We start from the raw sequence: 19,432 nt of genomic DNA, 5'->3' as shown, positions 1-19,432 counted from the left end.
ACCGCTCGTCTTTGGAACCGTGAAACACGCAGACAACCGGAAATCAATGGGTCCTGACCCTACCGGGCGAATTGAGTGGCTTCGGTTCCTATACTGGCGCTGGCGATTTTGAATGACCTCTACTGGATCGAAGCCAGTGAACTCTATCACGAAGACCCTTACTTCTATGTACGCCCCAACTTAGTGGTCAGCCGACTGCTGGGGCAAGAACAAGCTCTACTTCACTCGGGCACTGTGTGCCCGGACCTGAGAACCGTTGGGCCAGACCCTGATGTATCTGAACAAGTACCCCGCTTGCGCTGATCCGGATTTAATGCTGATCATCAAGGACCACTGGCGGGCTCTGTAGATATCAGGGCTTAACCTCGGTGTGCCGCTGGCGATCACCAATTTACCGAGCACGGATTAGGAACCGAAGGTGTTCCCGCCGCTTCGTAGGAAACGAAGCATGCGGCGCAGCTAGTGCGGTAACCGAACCGATGCTCTCAGTCTGCTTGGTACCGCTGCACTCAGATCGGCAATGCCATCCCGACTTTGGTACGCTCCATCGCCACAGAGGTCCGGAACCGGCGCACATTGGAATTCTCAAAGAACAGCCGGTGTGTCAGCGCCTCGAAATCCTGCATGTCCTGGGCGGTACAGATCAGGATGAAATCGGCGTCGCCCGTCACATAATAGCATTGCTGCACTTGGGGATCAGCCTTGGCGCGCTTTCGAAAGTGATCCAGCTGATCCAGCGATTCCCGGTCCAGTTCAACCAGTACCACAAAAGTCATCTTGTAGCTGAAGCGCGCAGGGTTGAGGATAGCGACTTCCTGCTGGATCAGGTCCGACTCCCGCAGCTTCTTCAGCCGCCGCTGCACGGAGGGGACGGATAGAGAACACTCCTGCGCCAGTTGCTCCAGGCCGATTCGGCAGTCTTTCTGCAACAGGCGCAGAATGGTCAGGTCGGCTTCATCCAGATTGGTTGTCATGAGTCAAACCCGCCACTGCAGCCATTCAGGCAGAGAAATTTTATCGACCATACCGCCGATGATGAAAAATTCAAGCAATCGGCCTGTGGTAATTTCCTGACCATGGAACATTCAGACACTCTCAGCTTCAGCCCGGCTTTCGAACGCGCCCTAGACTTCTTCCAGGCGCAAGAAAATTACGAGGCCTCACCGCTGCGCACTCTGCGCGGCCCGAATGATGTAACCGTTCTGGCCAAAGACGAAACCGGCCGGATGGGGCTTGGCGCCTTCAAGGCGCTGGGAGCGCCTTACGCGGTCGCACGGATCCTGGCCCAGGCCTGGCAGCAGCAGACCGGCGAGACGTTGCCGCTGGAGCGCCTGAAGGACGGCGATGTCCGCGCCTTTGCCGCAGACTATACCTTTGTTTGCGCCAGTGCCGGCAATCACGGGATGGGTGTTGCGGCCGGTGCCCGTGCGACGGGCGCCAAGGCGCGTATCCATCTGGCAAAAACTGTACCGGAAAGCTTTGCCGGGCGCCTGCGGGAGCTGGGTGCAGAAGTGGTACGCTCCGGTGATGTTTATGACGAAAGCGTTGCTGCGGCGATTGCTGACGCCGGGGAGAGCGGTGCGGTGCTGCTGGCTGACGGAACCTGGGAAGGCTACACCGAGATCCCGAAATGGGTGATGGAAGGCTATTGCGTCATCGCCGAGGAAATGCGGGCAGAGTTTGAAGCCTCCGGTAATTGGCCCACCCATGTTTATCTGCAGGCGGGTGTCGGCGGCCTGGCTGCGGCGATGGCCTATATGATCCGCCACAACTGGGCCCAGCAGCCCGAGCTGATCGTGGTTGAGCCGGACGCGGCGGCTTGTCTGCAAACCAGCCACAAAGCCGGCGCGCCCATCCGCGCTGATGGCCCTGACTCCAGCATGGGCCGGCTCGACTGCAAGGAACCCTCGATCGTGGCCTGGCACGCGCTGGAAAAAGCCGGCGTGTCCTACGTGACACTGTCGGAAGAAGAAGGCGAGGCCGCCGCCAGCGCGGTCGCTGCCCTCGGCATCGAAACCACCCCTTCGGGCGCAGCCGGATACGGCGCGCTTTGCAAAGGGGCACCAGTTCCTGATCAAGGCAAGGCATTCCGCCCCCTAGTGATCATTTCGGAAGGCGCCGCTTAGGCGGCGAAGGAGAGGACTATCCACATGACTAACTTCACCCGCAAGCTGCTGTCATCGGCAGTGCTGGTTGCCGGCCTGGCAACATCAGCTGTCGCGGACACCTGGAAATTCGCGTCTGAGGAAGACAAAGGCGACGTCCAGGACATCTTTGCCCAAGCCTTTGCCGACAGCATCAAAGAGCAGTCGGACGGCGACATCAAGGTGCGTATCTACTACTACGGCCAACTGGGCACCGAGAATGACATTGTCGAGCTGACCTCCAAGGGCACCGTGCAATTCGTGTCCGTGGGTACCGGCCACCTTGGTTCCTATGTTCCCGAGGCGCAGGTTCTGGATCTGCCCTATGTGCTGGGCGGCGACACCGATGTGATCCGCAAGGTGCTGACCACCAGCCCGACCATCTATGAGGGGCTGAGCGAGAAGTTCGAGAAAGTGAACCTCAAGCTGCTGACCATGATTTCCGAAGGCGAGATGGCCTGGGGCGCCAACAAGCCGATCCGCTCGCCGGAAGATTTCGACGGCCAGAAAATCCGCACTTTCACCTCGACCATTCCGGTGGAAACCTACAAGGCATTCGGCGCCAACCCGACGCCGCTGTCCTGGGGCGAGGTCTATGGCGCGCTGCAGCTGAAGACCGTCGATGGCATGGTGAACCCGGTCTACTTCATCTACAACGCCAAGTGGCATGAAGTGCAGGACTACCTGATCTTCCCGGGCCAGCAGCCTTATGTTGGTACAGTGTCGACCAACAGCGAATGGTTCAGCGGTCTGCCGGCCGAGCAGCAGGAGATGGTCCGCACCGCGATCGCAGCAGCGGAACAGGCGGCGCATGACTACCAGATCTCAATCAACGCCGAGAACATGGAAAAGATCAAGGCAGAGCGCCCGGAGCTGGAAGTTGTGGTGCTGACCGAGGAAGAACGCGCCGTGTTCGAAGAGCTGAGCACCACGCTGCATGAAACCTTCTATACCGTTGTCGAAAATGCTTACGGCGACGCAGAGAAAGCCGACGCCCGCGATGGCGCCAAGGCGATCCTGGAAGGTGTTCTCGCAGATGTCGCGGCCGCCAACTAATCCGGCTTACTGAATCTGGAGGGCGCGGCTTCCCGATGAGGGAGGACCGCGCCTTTCCTTGGAGCGCGCGCCGCGCAGGCGCGCGGGGGAGAAAGAGATGAAGACCCTGCTGCTTGCTCTGAGCAAAGGCACCGAGCTCATCGAGAAGACCGTCATCATCCTGGCGATCCTTCTGATGATGCTGAATTCCACCGCCAACGCAATCGGCCGCTACGGCTTTGGCAAGAGCCTGTTCTTCTCGGAAGAGCTGAACCAGTTTCTGATCGTTGCGGTGACTTTCGTCGGATTTGCCTATGCGGTCCGAAAGGGGCGCAACATTCGGATGACGGCTGCTTATGACACTCTGCCGCCGCGTGGGCGCAAGGTGCTGATGATGTTGATCACCTTCACTACCAGCGCGCTCTTGATGTTTCTGGCCTATCAGGCGGTGTTCTATGTGCTGGAGATTAAGGCTGTGAACCGGCTGAGCCCGGCGCTGCAGTTTCCGGTCTATATCATCTATGCCGTGATCCCCGTCGGCCTGGCGATGGCCGGGCTGCAGTACTTGATCGCCTTTCTGATGAACCTCACTCACGAAGGAACCTGGCTGTCCTATGAGGTTGAGGAAAGCGAAGCCGAAGAGATCGGGGTCTGAGATGGATTTTCTTAACGATATCCTTGCCGGTGAGCTGGATACCTATGTCATCACCGCGGCACTGGTGGTGCCGATGGTTCTGCTGCTGTTTCTCAGCTACCCGATGGTGGTGCCGCTGGTGGTGGCGACGCTGATCGGCCTGGTCCATTTCTCGCAAAGCGACACCGGCGTGGTGATCCAGCAGATGGTGACCGGGATTTCCCCCAATGCGCTGATTGCGGTGCCGATGTTCATCCTGGCCGCTGACATCATGGCCCGCGGCCACACTGCCAACAACCTGCTGGGGCTGATCCAGGCCTATGTTGGCCATCGCCGCGCCGGTCTGCCGATCACCGCCTGTATCGCCTGCACGCTGTTCGGCTCGGTCTCCGGCTCGACCCAGGCGACGGTGGTGTCGATTGGTCAGATCATGCGGCCGCGGCTGCTCAAGGCCGGTTACAAGGACAGCTTTGTCATGGCGCTGATTATCAACGCCAGCGACATTGCCTTTCTGATCCCGCCCAGCATCGGCATGATCCTTTATGGCACGCTGGCCAATACCAGCGTCGGCGAGCTGTTCATCGCGGGCATCGGCCCGGGCATCGTGCTGGCGCTGCTGTTCTCGGTCTACTGCTACTTCTACAGCGTCTGGCAGGGCGATCTGATCTCGCTGGTGCCCAAAGCCACGGGCGCGGAGCGGCGGGCGGCGATCAGGAAGGCGATCCTGCCGCTTGGCTTCCCGGTGCTGATCGTCGGCGGCATCTATTCCGGTGCGGTGACACCAACCGAGGCGGCGTCCTTCTCGGTGCTTTATGCGCTGATCGTGGAATGCGTGATCTACCGCGAGCTGAAGCTGGACGACGTGCTGGATTCCGCGCTCAGCACCGGGCTGATCACCGCGGTTGTCTTCATCCTGGTCGGGGCAGGGCAGGCGTTCTCCTGGTACATCTCCTTTGAGCAGGTGCCGCAGGGGCTGCTGGAGCCGCTCAACCTCGAAGGCGCCTCGCACGAGTACATCCTGTTCATCATCGCGCTGTGCTTCTTTGTCGGCTGCATGTTTGTCGACTCGCTGGTGGTGCTGGTGATCCTGACGCCGATCTTCGTGCCAATCATCGACGCCTCCGGCCTGGACCCGGTGCTGGTGGGGGTCATGATCACGCTGCAGATGGCGATCGGATCGGCGACACCGCCGTTCGGCTGCGACATCTTCACGGCCATTGCGATCTTCAACAAACCCTATCTGCAGGTGATCCGCGGCACGCTGCCGTTCTTCCTGATCCTGGCGCTGATGACGGCACTGCTGATCTTTGTCCCTGGGATTGCCCTGTTCCTGAGAGACCTTGCAGCGCTGTAAAGCGGTATGCACCACAATGAGGCGGAGCGTTTGCTTCGCCTCATTGTGGCGGCCGCAACCGGAGGAAATAGCATCCTTCAAGTACCCAGCCGGCGCTCAAAAAAGCTCCTGCCTCAGCTGCTACTACGGAACTGCGGTTATGCCGACCGGCTCACGGGTGTCAGGACGGAACGTCTGTTTGCGGTCCTGAACTGGTGTGATTCCGTAGAACTTTCGGTAATGCAGAGTCAGCGTTGATGAACTGGCATAGCCGACGGCATGGGCGATGTCTGAGATGCTGTCCCAGGAATGACGCACCATTTGCCGGGCGGCCTTCAGGCGTTGGCGGCGGTAGTATTCGCCAGGACTGAGGCCGGTGGCAGTGCGGAAGCTGCGCTCCAGCTGCCGGGGGGAGATGCCGGCCATGCGGGCGACATCGCGGATGCCGACAGGGGACTCAACGTTTTCCGAAAAGATAGACATCGCCTGTTTGACCGCTGGCGGCATTTCGTCAACCGTCCGGCCGCTTTGCAGCACCGGAACTTTCTGCCGACTGTTTGCGCTGCGGATGATGGGGTGCTGCAAAATGCAGGCAACCTCGTTCATTGCAGCCTCACCCAAAGCGTGGCAGACTAACTCCAGGCATACCTCGAACATGGCCGACGCTCCGGAAACTGTGAGCACCGAACCGTCACGCACAGCCAGCCTGTCTACAACCGTGCAATCCGGAAAGGCGGTTTCAAAGGCGGTCCGGTAGCTCCAATGCACGGCACAGCGCCGCCCGGACAGAACACCGCTTCGGGCAAGCGGGAAGACACCGCCTGCGACCGCACCAAGGGCGACGCCGTGACGGGCCAGGAAACGCAATCGGCCTGAGCTTGAGACCGGATCCTCTAAAACCGCTTCCGGCCCGGACAGCAGGAACAGGCAGTCAAGTCCCTCAATCTCTGCCAGGCTGAAATCCGCAGAAAACTCCATACCGGCAGAAGCTGTCGCAGGAGCGCAGGTCTCGGTTATCAGGCTCCAGGTGAAGACCTGACGTCCTGCAATCTCATTAGCGCTCCGCAATGGTTCAACGGCTGAACTCAGGCAGGCCAAGGGAAAGCCCGGCAACAACAGGAAGCCGATGCGGCGGTGCGGTGCAGGTCCGAAGTCGCTGGAATGCAAGGTCATGACATTACTCCAATCCCAGGGCTTCTTTCTTGGACCGCGCCCAAGTGGTGACCAAATGGTCCACCATCAGTCCCATGAAAGCGACGGCCAGGCCCAGCACCAGCCCCTTGCCCACATCTGTGGAAGACAGTGCCCGCTGCATTTCTTGGCCGAGATCCTGGGTGCCGATAAAGGCGGCGATGATCACCATGAACAACGAGAACATCACCGACTGGTTGACCCCGACCATGATCGTCGGCAGCGCCATCGGCAGCCGCACCTTCCACAGGGTCTGCATGCGGGTAGCTCCGGACATGTCGGCCGCCTCGATCAGGGTTTCCGGCACCTGGCGCAGCCCTTCGATTGTGTAGCGCACCAGCGGTACCGCTGCGAACAGGACGACTGCGCCAACCACAGCCACGTCATTGACGCCGAACAGCATAACCACCGGGATCAGGTAGATGAAGCTGGGGAATGTTTGCAGGGTGTCACAGATTAGCAGGGCGACGCTGGCGCGCTTTTCATTGAAAGAGCCCCATATCCCCAGCGGGAAGCCCATTGCTGCGGCAATACAGACAGCGACGACGACTGTATAGACGGTGATCATGGCACGGTCCCACCAGCCGGAGATGGCGATAAGGCCGAAGAACGCCAGACACACCAGTGCAGAGCGCAAGCCACCGATGGCCCAGCCTACCGCTGCCAGCAGAGCCAGTACCGCGGCATACGGCATCCACAGGAAAGCATCGCGGATTGGAATAAGAACCCAGGTAATCAGGAACCAGCGCAACCATTGGGTGACCGGGTCGATCAGAACGATGAACCAGTCCGCCACAGCGTCAATCGGCTTGGAAATCGTGAAGGCGTCTCGGCGGCCGACCTGATCCATCAGCGGCAAAAATTGTGCGAGCACCAGACAGGCCAGGGACAGGCCGATGCCAAGCAGCAAGAACTTATGGCGGACAACAAAGGATGTGCCTTTTTCAAAGTGCTCAGGCTGTTTGATGGCCCAGGCCTTGGTGCAGCGGTCCAACATGACGGCCAGCAGAACGATAGTGATGCCGATTTCAACTGAACGGCCGATCTTCAGCGCCTGCAGCAGCTGCAGCAGCTTCTGACCCAGGCCCGGCATGCCGATAAAGCTGGCCAGCACCACCATCGCCAAGCATTGCATGATCACTTGGTTCACGCCGACCAGAATCTCGGTCCGCGCTGTTGGAATACGTACATAGCGCAATAGCTGCCAGCGGGTTGAGCCGCACATATGGCCGCTTTCGATCACCTCGTGCGGAACCTTTCGCAGCCCCAGCAGCGACATGCGGATCATAGGCGGAACTGAGAAGATGATGGTGACAATGGCGCCTGCCTTGGGTCCGACACCGATGAAGACCACCACCGGGATCATGTAGGCGAAATGCGGCAGGCTTTGCGCAACGTTAAGAACGGGATTCAGGATCCGTTCAAACGTCTTGGAACGCCAGGCGAGAATGCCCATCACAAGGCCGAACAGGATAGAGAAAGGGGCTGCAACGACGATCACGGAAAGGGTCTCCATCGCCCATTTCCACTGGCCCATGACGGCGATCCAAACAAAAGTGCCTCCGGTCAGAAGTGACAGCCGCCAGCCCTGCAGGGCATAGCCTATGACAAAGCCGATGCTAGCGATCACGGTCCATGGAATGGGGCCGACGCGGGGCCAGCGGTTTTTGCCGTACAGCAGGTTGGCAGTCACATCGAGCAGCCATTCGACCCCATCGGCAAAGGCTCGGGTCAGATAGAGCAGACCCAGATCGTCGCGCAGAAAAACAAAGATCGCGTTGATCCAGTCAGCGAAGGGCAGGATCAGCCACTCCGGCGGCCGCACCAAGCCGGCAGGCAGGACATAATTTCCGGCGGCCAGAACACAGGCCAGCGCGAACAGTGCCCAGCCGGTTCTGGCCCGTGTCCAGGTCTGTGGTTTTCCAGTCAGTATTATGGCTTGATCCGTCATGATGCCTCTCCCAGAAGCACATCCAGTGCTTCCTGGCGGTTCATTGCGCCGATCAAACTGCCTGCATTGTTGGCTACCGGCAGGAAGTCGCGGCTGTCATTGACCAGCAGCCGTGCGAGTTCCGAGATTGTCTGTTTTTCTCCGACTGGTGCGCCTGTCAGGCTGTGACCGTTCACATCGCGCGCCAGAACACCAGCGTGGACAACGCGTGATTTCTCGATCTCTTCGGTGAACTTGGCGACATATTCGGTGGCCGGATTCAGCACGATCTGATCGGGGGTGTCGCATTGCTCGACCACGCCGTCCTTCATGATGGCGATGCGGTCAGCCAGGCGCAGCGCCTCGTCGAAATCATGGGTGATAAAGACAATGGTCTTGCCCAGCATTTCCTGCAGGCGCAGGAACTCGTCTTGCATTTCGCGGCGGATCAGAGGGTCCAGCGCAGAAAACGGCTCGTCCAGGAACCAGATGTCGGGTTCGATCGCCAGGCTTCGTGCGATGCCGACGCGCTGCTGCTGGCCACCTGAGAGTTCCCTTGGAAAATAGTCTTCGCGGCCTGAGAGGCCCACGAGTTCGATCACTTCCAGTGCGCGGGCGCGCCGCGCATGGCGGTCCTGGCCGCGCATTTCCAACGGAAAAGCGACATTGTCCAGCACGGTGCGGTGCGGCAGCAGTCCGAAGCTTTGAAATACCATGCCCATCTTATTGCGGCGCAGGTCAATCAGCTCTTTCTCGGACATTTCGCCAATGTTCCGCCCTTCGACCTGAACTTCGCCGCCGGTGATGTCGATCAGCCGCGAAAGGCAGCGCACAAAGGTTGATTTGCCGGAGCCGGACAACCCCATGATCACCAGCATCTCTCCCTGGGCAATGTCCAGCGACACATCCCGCACCGCAGCGATGTAGCCAGCCTGACGGATTTCATCAAAGCCGGGGTTGCCGGTCAGCGATTTCAGGTACTGTTCCGGATTGGCGCCAAACAGCTTCCAGACGTTCTTGCAGGAAATGACGGGGGAGGCGGCGGTCATGGGTCTACTTTCGTTAGTAAGAAATCCGGGGCAGTGAACCGCCCCGGTGAGTTGGAGAGAAAAGCGGACGTCAGGAACCGGTCCAGGGTTTCCAGAGATCCTCATTGGCCTCCAGCCACTCGGCGGCGGCGTCTTCAGGTTCCATCTCGTCAATGTCGACCAGCTTGGCCATCTCGGCGATCTGCGGATTGGTGAAACTTATCTGGGTCAGCGTTTCGTAGGCCGCTGGCCATTTGTCCTTCATGCCGTCCCAGGCGGCCTTCTTGAGATAGCCGTTTGCCGGGTTGCCGCAATCGTAAGTGGCATCCGGGTTCGGCCCGACCGCTGGGTCCTTGTCGCAGCCGTTTTCCCAGGCTGGGAACTCGACAAACTCGCCCGGCCAGACAGCTTCGGCGAAGTTCGGGGTCCAGTTGAAGATAACAACCGGTTTCTTGGTTTTCTCAGCGGCTGCCACTTCGGCCCACAGGGCGGATGCAGAGCCTGCGTTTACCACGGTGAAGTTCATGTCCAGCGCTTCCACGCGCTCGGCATCATGTTTGAGCCAGTCAACAGGTCCGCCCAAGAAGCGGCCCTTGTCACCGGTTTCCGGAGTAGCGAAGACCGCTGCGCAGTCGTTCAGAGCCTCCCAGCTCGGCAATCCCGGGCAGGCTTCCTTGGTCCAGGCCGGATACCACCAGTCCTCGCGGGTGGCCGCGTTGTGGTCACCTGCGTCGTGCAGGCCGCCCTTGGCCAGTGCTTCGTTGAATGATTTGCCGAATGCACCTTCCCAAACTTCCAATTCCAGTGTCACGTCACCCAGGCGCACAGATTCATAGACTGCCTGGCTATCGGTCGAGACGTATTCGACATTGTTGCCCATCGACTCGAAGATCTGGCCGACAACGTGACTCATCACAATCTGGCTGGACCAGTTGTGAATTGGAATGATGATGGGATCGGAGGAGTCTTCGGCCATCGCCATCGGAGCTGCCATCGCCAAGGCCGCAGCACTGGCCATAAGGTGGTTCCGGAATTTCATGTGTGTCTCCCTGTTGTCGCAGCCCCGGTCCTGATGGCCTGAGCGTTGTTGCTGAGTGAAAGCCCTGCTTTCGGAGACGGAGGCTAGGCCGCAGATGTGAACAGGTCAGCCTGAAGGGATGAACGGGCTGGCTATTTATGTTAAAATTTGTTAACTGGCGGGAATATTGATGGGGTGAGACCTGTATGGCGCATATTTTGATCATTGAGGACGAACCGGTTACCCGGAGCACCCTCGCCAATTACCTGGATGCGCAAGGCTATACGGTTTCCCAAGCCGAAACCGCCGAGGAGGCCGAACGGATATTGCAGGCAAGGGACGTTGACTTGCTACTGGTCGACATCAACTTGCCCGGCAAAGACGGGTTGCAGATCACTCGGGAGCAGCGGGCGAAATCTGAGATTGGAATTATCCTGGTGACGGGCCGGGATGACGAGGTCGACAGAATTGTTGGACTGGAACTTGGTGCGGATGACTATGTCTGCAAGCCATTCAACCGGCGTGAGCTTTTGGCCCGATTGAAGAACCTGCTGCGCCGTACGAAAGAGGCACGGCGCCTGGCACGGCGGGTTTACAATTTTGGAAATTTCCGGTTCGACGTAGCAGCCCGGCATCTGCAAACCGTTGAAGGCGATAGCATTCCGCTGACCCGGGCGGAGTTTGAAGTGCTGGATATGCTGATCAGCCGGGCGGGCGAGGTCGCGTCTCGCGATGCGTTGATGAGCAGGGTTACCCACCGGCAGTATGGTGCAAACCCTCGCACCGTCGATGTGCTGATCCGGCGTCTGCGCGGCAAGCTGGAGAAAGAGCCTGCCAATCCCCGGGTCATCACCACCGTGCATGGTGAAGGCTATGTTTTCACTGCACCCTTGGGCTGAATTCTGTAGTCGCGTAATACGCTGTCTAGCGACTCCAGAATTTTGGGAGTTAGAGCGCTCAGTTCCCTCATGTGCGTTGCAGCCACTGACTGGTGCCCGTTGGCAGCCGCTTCTTCCAGTTCAGCAAACAGGCCAGCCAAGTCTTGTTGGCCAAAGCTGGCTGCGGCGCCCCTGGCACGGTGGGCTTCTTTTGCAAGCTGGGCAAGATCCTGCGCGGTATGGGCCGCGTCCATTCTCTCAAGGCCCCGGGGCAGTTCCTCCTGGAAGAGTGCGGCGATTTCCAAGGCCTTCTCGGCTCCAAGATCCTGTGTGTTTTCCTGCATCTGCCTATGTAAACTGGTATGCCTGTCCCTCTCAGGTGAATGCTGGCGGGCTGACAGGTAGACCGCGCCTTTGCGGCCTTGGATGACGCTCTCCAGTGCTTTTGCAAGTCGTTCCGGAGAGACTGGCTTGGCCACAAACCCATTCATTCCAGCCTGCAAGTGGGTTTCGATCTGCTCCTCCTGCACATGTGCTGAAATGCCGATGACAGGAAGATTGGACAGCCGAGGGTCCGGCATCGCACGCAGGCGGCGGGTAGCTTCAGTTCCGCTGATGCCTGGAAGGTTCACGTCCATTAGAACAAGGTCAAAACGGGATGCAGGCAGCAAGGCCAGCGCGTCTTCTGCGGCAGTCACACATTGGCAGTTGTGGCCCATACGCTCAAGGTAGCCCTGCGCGACCATCTGGTTGATTTCATTGTCCTCCACCACCAGTATCGAAAGCGCAATCCCGGCATGGTTGATTTGAACCGGCGGCTCCTCGGGTTCCAAGGCCGCAGGATGGCCTGGCGCCAGCTCTACTGCCAAGGTGAAAACTGAGCCGACATTTTTTGTGCTTTCCATAGACAAACGTGCGCCGATGGCTTGGGCGAAATGCTTGCTGATCGCCAGCCCCAGCCCTGTGCCGCCGAACTTGCGGGCGGTGTCTGTGTCCTCTTGCTCAAATGCTTCGAAGATGCGCGCCTTGGCCTCTTTTGAGATACCTTTGCCGGTATCGCTGACCTCGAATGTGACCCGGTGCATCCCGGCTGTCCTGCCAGTGGTGCGGGCCCGCAGAATGACTTCTCCCTCATCAGTGAACTTGAGTGCGTTGGAGAGCAGATTGAACAGGATTTGCCGCAGCTTGGCAGCATCACCTTTCACCACATCAGGCAGTTCCTCCGGTGCATCGAGCCAGAGGTGCACTCCCTTGTCGTCCGCCCCCGGGCGCAGAAGGACGACGATGTCATCCACTAGGCTGCGAAGGGAAAATGTGACATCATCCCGTTTCAGCGCGCCGCTTTCGATCTTGGAGTAGTCCAGGATGTCGTTCAGAATTTTAAGCAGGTTCTGGCCGGAGACAAGCGCTGCCCGCAGGCGTTCCATTTGCCGGGGCGGCAGACCGTCGTCAGAGAGGCTGCGCAGCATACCCAGCACACCGTTCATTGGAGTGCGGATTTCGTGGCTCATCATTGCCAGGAATTCAGATTTGGCCTGATCGGCAGCTTCTGCCTTCTGCCGGGCCTTATCATGGGCTTCGACTTCTTCCCGCAGACGCTCGGTTTGATCATCCACCAGCGACTGGAGATTGTTGCGATGCTCCCGCAACTCTTGCTCGTTACGGTCGCGGACCTTTTCCAGTTCCATCTTGTCGAGCGCTTGCTGGCGGAACACCTCCACTGCCGCCTCCATGCGGGCAATTTCATCCTGCCCGCGGGGGCGGACCGGGTGGTCCAGTTGGCCGCGCATAAGCGCGGCCATGGTGCCCGCCAGATTGTTGAGGCGGTGGGTGATGCTGCCTCGAACATAGAACCACAAGACAGCCAGCGACAGAAGGAAGCCGGTGATGGCGGCAAAACCATTGCGCAGCTGTGCCCGCTGAATGTCGGCGGCGGCGGCATTGCCCGAACTGATCGCCCGCGCTTGCGCCTGATCAGCGACGGCCGATGCCTCATCACCCAGCTGCAGCGCGGTGTTCTGCAGTTCCTGCTTCAGAGCGGTGATGCGGGTTTCGGTCGTCAGTATCCGGGCACGCAGGACGAACAGGCCTGCGTTGCTTTCTGGCAAGGTCTGCAACTGCGCTGCATACTTTTCTGCCTGCTGCCGTCGGCCGGGATCGCGAATTGCCTGGATCCGTCTGGATACGATCTCCAGGCGGCTGGTCAACGCGTTTTCAATTTTCTCCAATTCCTCCACAGTTCCGGCTTCCTCGATCCGGTTTATCAACAGTCCGATTTCTGCAGTTTGGGATCTGAGTTCGAACATCAGGCCAAGCTGAAACAGGTCCACCTCAATCAGCTTGTCCAGCAAATCGGTGCGGGCCTGCTCCTCCACTGGAGAGCTGCCCGGCCCGTAGAGGCTCGAAATGACGGCTGTTGTGCCCATTTCGGCATTTGCAACCAGCGTGTCGGCCATGCTCAGCAGGTTATTCGCGGCGGTCAGGTTGCGGGTGGTCAACTGCTTGAGCCCGCTGTGCAGCGCGATGCGGGTTTCTACCAGTTCATCAAGCAGCGCCAGTACCCTTGCAGCATCTGTAACGGTTTCCCGCAGAGGGCTGGATCCGGCTATACCGCCACGCTCCAGCGCGTCCAGCCGCCGGGTGAGCGCCCCGATCTGAGCGGACAGAAACTGCGCCCGGTTTGCCCGCTCCGCCTGAGTTGCGACACCTGCCAGTTCCGGGGCAATGGCTATGATCCGGGTGCTTTCCTCAGCCATGCCGCGGACCTCGGCGATGGCGGGAATGGTCTGGCTGATCACTTCTGCCTGTCGCCGTGCAAGCACACGCAATTCGATCAGCCCAAGAATCCCGGCAAGGGTTGGCAGTCCCGCAATCACGATGAATGCGAGGCTCAGTTTTCCGCCAAGGCCGAGCTTTCCTAACATTCAGGAACTTTCGCCTGCATTTGCCGATTTCGCAAATTTGAATTTCCCTTTTCGGTTCCGCTGCCTATCCTCCAACCTTGGAGAAGGGGACCTCATGCGCGCAGTGTGGCTATTGCTTTTCACGTGTTTCAGCACAATGGCGACTGCGGACAGCTGGCGGCTGCAGGTGCCGCGGACCGCTTTTGACTACGGCAGCGGGCTGGAGGCCGTGGACTATACGCCGCTCGAACGGGCGGAGCAGGAATGGCGCCTGTGTATTGCCTATCCGCACTTGAAAGATGCCTATTGGCTTAGTGTTAACTACGGCATGGTGGCGGAAGCCGCCCGGCTGGGGGTGTCTTTCAAGCTGGTCGAAGCAGGAGGTTATCCCAATCTCAGGCGGCAAATACAGCAGACTGAGGCCTGTGTCGCAGATGGTGCTGATGCGCTGATCCTTGGTACTGTATCTTTCGCAGGCCTTACCAGCACGGTTGAGCGGATTTCGGCTTCTGTTCCGGTGATTGCTGCTGTCAATGACATTGCCGATGCCGGGATCACGGCCAAGGTAGGGGTGTCGTGGACGGAAATGGGGGCCGAAGCAGGCAGGCTCATTGCCGCGCGCCATCCAAAGGGGGCACCAGAAGTCAAGGTTGCCTGGTTTCCAGGGCCGGTGAAGGCGGGTTGGGTGACCTTTGTCGAGGAGGGTTTCCGCGCCGCACTTGCTGGCAGTTCAGCCAAGATCGCGGTTACAAAATATGGTGATACCGGGCGCGAAATTCAGGTGCGGCTAGTTGAGGAAGCATTAGATGCGGTTCCGGACCTAGACTACATTGCAGGCTCCGCGCCTGCTGCAGAAGCCGCAGTGTCAGTGTTGCGTGCCCGTGGTATGCAGGGGCAGGTTCAAGTTGTGTCGGACTACATGACTCACGCGGTCTACCGCGGGGTCCTTCGCGACCGCATCATTGCTGCGCCGACGGATTTTCCCGTGCTTCAAGGGCGGCTGGCAGTCGAAATGGCAGTGCGCGCAATCGAAGGCCGATTGAATATCAAACACGCCGGGCCTGCCATCAGGATCTTCGACCGCAGCGCAGAGTCAGGAGACTTGCTGGACCAGACCCTGGCTCCCGCTAGTTTCGTGCCTGTTTTCGATTTTAAGCCGCATCAGTAGGGCAAGGGTGTCAGGGCTACGCACATCCGGCTGTCCTGTTGTTGACCGCTAGCCTGCGGCCGGCCATCCTTCGGCTGTGGCCGCCAGCTGCCGTTTCGGACAGCACAGATTTATTGCGGCTGTCATGACAGCGAGACCTGCCAGATGCTCGAGGCGCAGCAGAAAGGCTATTTGCACGACACCCACCGGCTGTGTGATCCTGCGCAGACGCTCGCAAGAGTGCGTCCGCATCTGACTGATATGGGGATTACCCGGATTGCCAATCTGACCGGGCTGGACAGAGTGGGCCTGCCCACGGTTATGGTTACGCGGCCGAACTCCCGGTCAGTTGCAGTGTCGCTGGGCAAGGGGCTGACGCTGGAGGCGGCGAAGGCCTCCGGTGTGATGGAGGCTATTGAGGCCTGGCACGCGGAGCGGATTAACCTGCCGCTGCGTTCAGCCAGCTTTCATGAATTGCAAAAAGAGGCCATGGTTGCGGATGTGGCGCGGCTGCCGCGCGTGACCGGTGCCAGCTTTGACCCGCAACGGCGGATGTTGTGGATTGAAGGCACCGACCTGGCAACTGGCACCCGGTTTTGGCTTCCCTATGAAATGGTGGATACTGACTATACCGGTCCTCCAAGCGGCGGGCAGGGGGCGTTCCCGCGCACCACAAACGGGCTGGCGTCGGGCAATAGCCTTGCGGAAGCTTCCTGCCATGCGATTTGCGAGCTGATTGAACGCGATGCGATAACTCTGTGGCACCATGCGGCACCAGGCCCGCGTATTGATCCGGACACGATAAATGACGCACGCTGTCAAGAAGCGATCGGCCGGTTTGCCGCGGCGGGACTGGACGCCGGTATTTGGAACATCACTTCTGACATTGGAGTTCCGGCTTTTCATTGCATGATCAGCGAGGCTGGCAGTCGGGCCGGCCATATCGGCATCGGTAGCGGCTGTCACCCAGACAGGGCTATTGCTGCGTTAAGGGCGCTTACAGAGGCGGCGCAGACCCGGCTGACTTATATTTCCGGCGCACGTGATGACCTGAACCCTGAGGAGTTTACGCCAGCGGCTTCCGCTGAGCGAGCATCATATGTTCGCCTTTTGTTCTCCCAGTCCAAGGCCGTGGTCCGGTTTCAAGACTGCCCGGCGTTTTCCTCCTCTTCCTTCGAAAAGGATCAGTCATGGTTGCTCGTCAGGCTGGCAGCAGCTGGAATGAAGCAAGTGCTGACAGTGGATCTGTCGCGTCCGGGGTTGGGAGTATCCGTGGTGCGTGCAGTGATCCCTGGGCTGGAAGCGCCGCACGACGATCCTGACTTCATCGCTGGTACGCGGGCGCTACAAGCAGCGGAGGCAAGCCAGTGACTGCAGTGGTGTTCGCCGGACCGACTATCGGTGCGGAGGAGGCGCAAGCTCTGCTGCCAGGCTCCATCGTGCTTCCCCCTGCCGGTCAGGGGGATATCTACAGAGCAGCGCGCCAGGGTGCCGAAGCAATTGGGCTGATTGACGGTTATTTCGAAGGGGTTCCCTCGGTCTGGCACAAGGAGATCCTGTGGGCGATGGAGCAGGGCATAACCGTGTTCGGAAGCGCCAGCATGGGTGCCTTGCGGGCGGCAGAGCTTTCGGTCTTTGGGATGATTGGAGTTGGCAGAATCTATGAGGCCTATGCCTCAGGCGCGATCACCGACGATGACGAGGTTGCGGTCCTGCACAGCCCTGCCGAGCTGGGTTTTGCACCGCTGAGTGAGCCAATGGTCTCGATCCGCGCGACGGTGGACCTCGCGGTCAGCGGCATGGTTTTGGATGCGGCACAGGCGGCAACGGTCCTTGAGACAGCTAAGGCGCGTTTCTACCAGCAGCGGACTTGGAAACAGATTTTGGCAGATCTTCCGGTGTCGCCCTGGCGGGACCGGTTTTCTTCTTGGCTGGAGACTGGCGCGATTGATGCCAAGCGCGATGACGCGCAGGAGATGCTGACGCAGATGGCGGTGTTTTCTGGCGCTGGAGCGCCGGGAAATCGCCAATTGAGTGAACAAATGGAGGAGACTCTCGCTTGGCAAGGGCTGGTGCGCCGTGCGGAGGCGCAGGAAAAAACATTGCAGGATGCAGAGAGGTGGGTACTGGACGAACTGCGGCTGAAACCCGAGCGGTTTGCCGAGTTCAGGAACCGGGCTGCGCTACGCTGCTTGGCACTGCAAAAGGTGCGCAAGGCAGGAGTGCCGCCTGGGCGGAAAGCCTTATTGGCGCAGCTGAACAGTCACCGGCAGGAGCACAGCCTATTGCGCAGCAAGGATCTGCAGGCGTGGCTGGAAGCCAATGGGCTAACGGCTGTGCAATATGAGAAAAAACTTGGGGAAGCGGCTCAAATCGCCAAGGCTGTCAGTGCTTTGCAGAAAGAGCTGGAGCCCTGCTTGCTTGCGGAACTGCAGTTGGCAGGCGCTTTCGCCGGATTAAAAGCGCGGGCCGAGGCCAAGGAAAAGCAGATAGCGGAGCAGGCGCAGCCAGACAGTCAGAAGCAGCAGAGCGAGCGGTTGCAGATGACGGCCTGGTATTTCGAAAACGTCCTCCAGTGGGACATCCCGGAGGATCTTGAGGCGCACGCGTTGTCGGTCGGGCTTGGCACCGAGGAATTCTTTGAGCTGATCCGGCGTGAATTCATGTATCATCAGGGTGTCAACACAAGGCCTGCGCCGGACAGCAGGGACGAGGCAGGACAAGCCGGGTGATACCTCCGCAGGATTGGAGGATGTATGGACGATCCTTTTGAGACGGCAGAAGAAGCGCCGGGAACGCGGTTTCTGCTGTTTCCGCAATCACCGTTCCGTACGGACGAGCCGGTGCTGGAGCTGGTCGAGATTTCAGCCCCGCCGGGCACCATTGGTCCGGGGCCTTCGGGGCCGCGGATGTATACAGTTAACGCGCAGGGCAAGACGATCCCCTATGGAGCGATCGTGCAGGGGCCTGAAGGGCCAGGCATGTATCTGCCGCCCTGGCACGGTGAGCTGCATGCACCGCCTGAACCGGATGAGGACGGGCACTTCTTTCATATTGAGCCTTCCGACCCGAGGTTCGAAGCAGCACATCTTTTTGCCGCGGCGCATTTCACCTTGGATGTGTGGGAGGCCTATTTCGGCCATAAAATCCCCTGGCACTTCGCCCGCGATTACGACCGGCTGGAATTGTCGCTGCTGCCAAGCCTGGATAACGCGCACATCGGTTGGGGTTTTCTGGAAACAGGGGGTACCAGCGAACACGGCGATGAGTACCGCGCCTACAGCCTGAATTTTGACGTGGTTGCCCATGAGATCGGACATGCCATCATTTACAGCGTCGCCGGGATGCCGGTTTCCGAGGATGTTCCGGGTGAATACTATGGATTTCACGAATCCGCGGCAGACATGGTTGCATTGATTGCATCGCTGCATTTCGGATCGGTGGTTGAGGAGTTGCTGGAAAGCACCCGGGGCAACCTATACACTTTCAACCAGCTAAACCGTTTCGCAGAGCTTGCCGGAAACGCGCAAATCCGGATGGCCGCAAACACACGGTTGCTGGATGATTTTGTTTGCGGCTGGAACAGCGAGCACGCGCTGTCCGAACCCTTGACCGGGGCAATGTTCGATATCCTAGTGGATATCTTCCATGAGCGGTTGCTGGTTCATGAACTCATTACACCGGAAATGGAGGATTTGTCCGACCAACTGGAAGACAGTCCCTATTACGGCGAGGTTATGCAGGCCCTATTTGATGACCGTTATGCTGCTGATCCGGAAGGGTTCCGTCTGGCGCTGCTGGAAGCTCGGGATATTCTAGGCTCCTATCTGGCGGCGGCGTGGAGCATGCTGGATGCGGAGACTCTGACCTATGCCGCGGTAGAGCAGGCATTGCTGCTGGTCGACGGAAATTCGACGGGCGGTGCTTTTCATTCGATCATCGAGGGCAACTTCCGCATGCGCGGAATCGGCCTGGTCGAGGCCGGTCCGCGCCTGGGCGAAGCGGGCGACGACAGCCACGCACATTCCGTGCGGACACGGGTTCCGGATGGATTGTAGCCGTTACTTCTGTAATTTTTTTCCTGTTTGTGATACTTTCATCCTGAGGGAGAGTTTTGCGGAAGCGGGGCAGGCGAGGTTTGCAGCCGGCACCTTGCGGAAGGATCTTCTGGTGTTGTTGTCATAGCCACGG

At 59.3% G+C, this 19,432-nt stretch carries 15 protein-coding genes; 9 read left to right on the top strand and 6 right to left on the bottom strand.

What is annotated here, in order from left to right; translation table 11 throughout:
* Positions 1-509 precede the first annotated feature (509 nt).
* Positions 510-974 (bottom strand): Lrp/AsnC family transcriptional regulator, encoded by a 465-nt coding sequence (locus tag RA25_RS17755; RefSeq protein WP_019295395.1) that lies wholly within the window; start codon positions 972-974, stop codon positions 510-512.
* A 102-nt stretch (positions 975-1,076) separates the two neighbouring features.
* Between RA25_RS17755 and RA25_RS17750 the strand changes: the two genes are divergently transcribed.
* From RA25_RS17750 to RA25_RS17735, 4 genes are all read left to right on the top strand, one after another.
* Positions 1,077-2,126, top strand: a complete 1,050-nt coding sequence (locus RA25_RS17750; RefSeq protein WP_039151910.1) for a diaminopropionate ammonia-lyase — start codon at positions 1,077-1,079, stop codon at positions 2,124-2,126.
* Positions 2,127-2,150: 24 nt separating this feature from the next.
* On the top strand, positions 2,151-3,200 hold the full coding sequence (locus tag RA25_RS17745; protein ID WP_019295392.1) for a TRAP transporter substrate-binding protein: 1,050 nt from the start codon (positions 2,151-2,153) through the stop codon (positions 3,198-3,200).
* 97 nt (positions 3,201-3,297) lie between these two features.
* The gene (locus RA25_RS17740; RefSeq protein ID WP_039151912.1) at positions 3,298-3,834 is read left to right on the top strand and encodes a TRAP transporter small permease; all 537 of its coding nucleotides are present in this window, start codon (positions 3,298-3,300) and stop codon (positions 3,832-3,834) included.
* A 1-nt stretch (position 3,835) separates the two neighbouring features.
* On the top strand, positions 3,836-5,167 hold the full coding sequence (locus RA25_RS17735) for a TRAP transporter large permease (RefSeq protein WP_019295390.1): 1,332 nt from the start codon (positions 3,836-3,838) through the stop codon (positions 5,165-5,167).
* Between the two features lie 123 nt (positions 5,168-5,290).
* Here the strand turns inward: RA25_RS17735 and RA25_RS17730 are convergent, their stop codons facing one another.
* The 4 genes from RA25_RS17730 to RA25_RS17715 form a co-directional block, all read right to left on the bottom strand.
* Complete coding sequence (locus RA25_RS17730; RefSeq protein ID WP_241477441.1) at positions 5,291-6,262, bottom strand: GlxA family transcriptional regulator; 972 nt, start codon at positions 6,260-6,262, stop codon at positions 5,291-5,293.
* A 61-nt stretch (positions 6,263-6,323) separates the two neighbouring features.
* Complete coding sequence (locus RA25_RS17725) at positions 6,324-8,288, bottom strand: ABC transporter permease (protein WP_039151916.1); 1,965 nt, start codon at positions 8,286-8,288, stop codon at positions 6,324-6,326.
* The gene (locus RA25_RS17720) at positions 8,285-9,316 is read right to left on the bottom strand and encodes a quaternary amine ABC transporter ATP-binding protein (RefSeq protein WP_039174181.1); all 1,032 of its coding nucleotides are present in this window, start codon (positions 9,314-9,316) and stop codon (positions 8,285-8,287) included. Before RA25_RS17720 ends, RA25_RS17725 begins: the two co-directional genes overlap by 4 nt.
* A gap of 70 nt (positions 9,317-9,386) precedes the next feature.
* Positions 9,387-10,334: an ABC transporter substrate-binding protein gene (locus RA25_RS17715; protein WP_039174179.1), complete on the bottom strand. Its 948-nt coding sequence runs from the start codon at positions 10,332-10,334 to the stop codon at positions 9,387-9,389.
* Positions 10,335-10,519: 185 nt separating this feature from the next.
* Here RA25_RS17715 and RA25_RS17710 point away from each other — a divergent pair, with 185 nt between their 5' ends.
* Positions 10,520-11,212: a response regulator gene (locus RA25_RS17710; RefSeq protein WP_039174176.1), complete on the top strand. Its 693-nt coding sequence runs from the start codon at positions 10,520-10,522 to the stop codon at positions 11,210-11,212.
* Here the strand turns inward: RA25_RS17710 and torS are convergent.
* Positions 11,185-14,115, bottom strand: coding sequence for a TMAO reductase system sensor histidine kinase/response regulator TorS (gene torS, locus RA25_RS17705; RefSeq protein WP_039174174.1), 2,931 nt, complete (start codon positions 14,113-14,115; stop codon positions 11,185-11,187). The two genes, RA25_RS17710 and torS, sit on opposite strands and share 28 nt — an antisense overlap.
* Between torS and torT the strand changes: the two genes are divergently transcribed.
* The 4 genes from torT (at position 14,069) to RA25_RS17685 (ending at position 19,299) form a co-directional block, all read left to right on the top strand.
* Positions 14,069-15,262 (top strand): TMAO reductase system periplasmic protein TorT, encoded by a 1,194-nt coding sequence (gene torT, locus RA25_RS17700; protein WP_241477440.1) that lies wholly within the window; start codon positions 14,069-14,071, stop codon positions 15,260-15,262. The genes torS and torT overlap by 47 nt on opposite strands.
* A 144-nt stretch (positions 15,263-15,406) precedes the next feature.
* The gene (locus RA25_RS17695; protein ID WP_039174169.1) at positions 15,407-16,612 is read left to right on the top strand and encodes a YcaO-like family protein; all 1,206 of its coding nucleotides are present in this window, start codon (positions 15,407-15,409) and stop codon (positions 16,610-16,612) included.
* The gene (locus RA25_RS17690) at positions 16,609-17,973 is read left to right on the top strand and encodes a TfuA-like protein (protein ID WP_039174167.1); all 1,365 of its coding nucleotides are present in this window, start codon (positions 16,609-16,611) and stop codon (positions 17,971-17,973) included. Before RA25_RS17695 ends, RA25_RS17690 begins: the two co-directional genes overlap by 4 nt.
* 24 nt (positions 17,974-17,997) lie before the next feature.
* A complete protein-coding gene (locus RA25_RS17685) occupies positions 17,998-19,299 on the top strand; it encodes a hypothetical protein (protein ID WP_052254284.1) in 1,302 nt (433 codons plus the stop codon).
* Positions 19,300-19,432: the final 133 nt, after the last annotated feature.

Origin of the sequence: Leisingera sp. ANG-S5, assembly GCF_000813925.1 — a bacterium.
GTDB lineage: Bacteria > Pseudomonadota > Alphaproteobacteria > Rhodobacterales > Rhodobacteraceae > Leisingera.
This window is presented reverse-complemented; position numbering and strand designations above follow the sequence as displayed.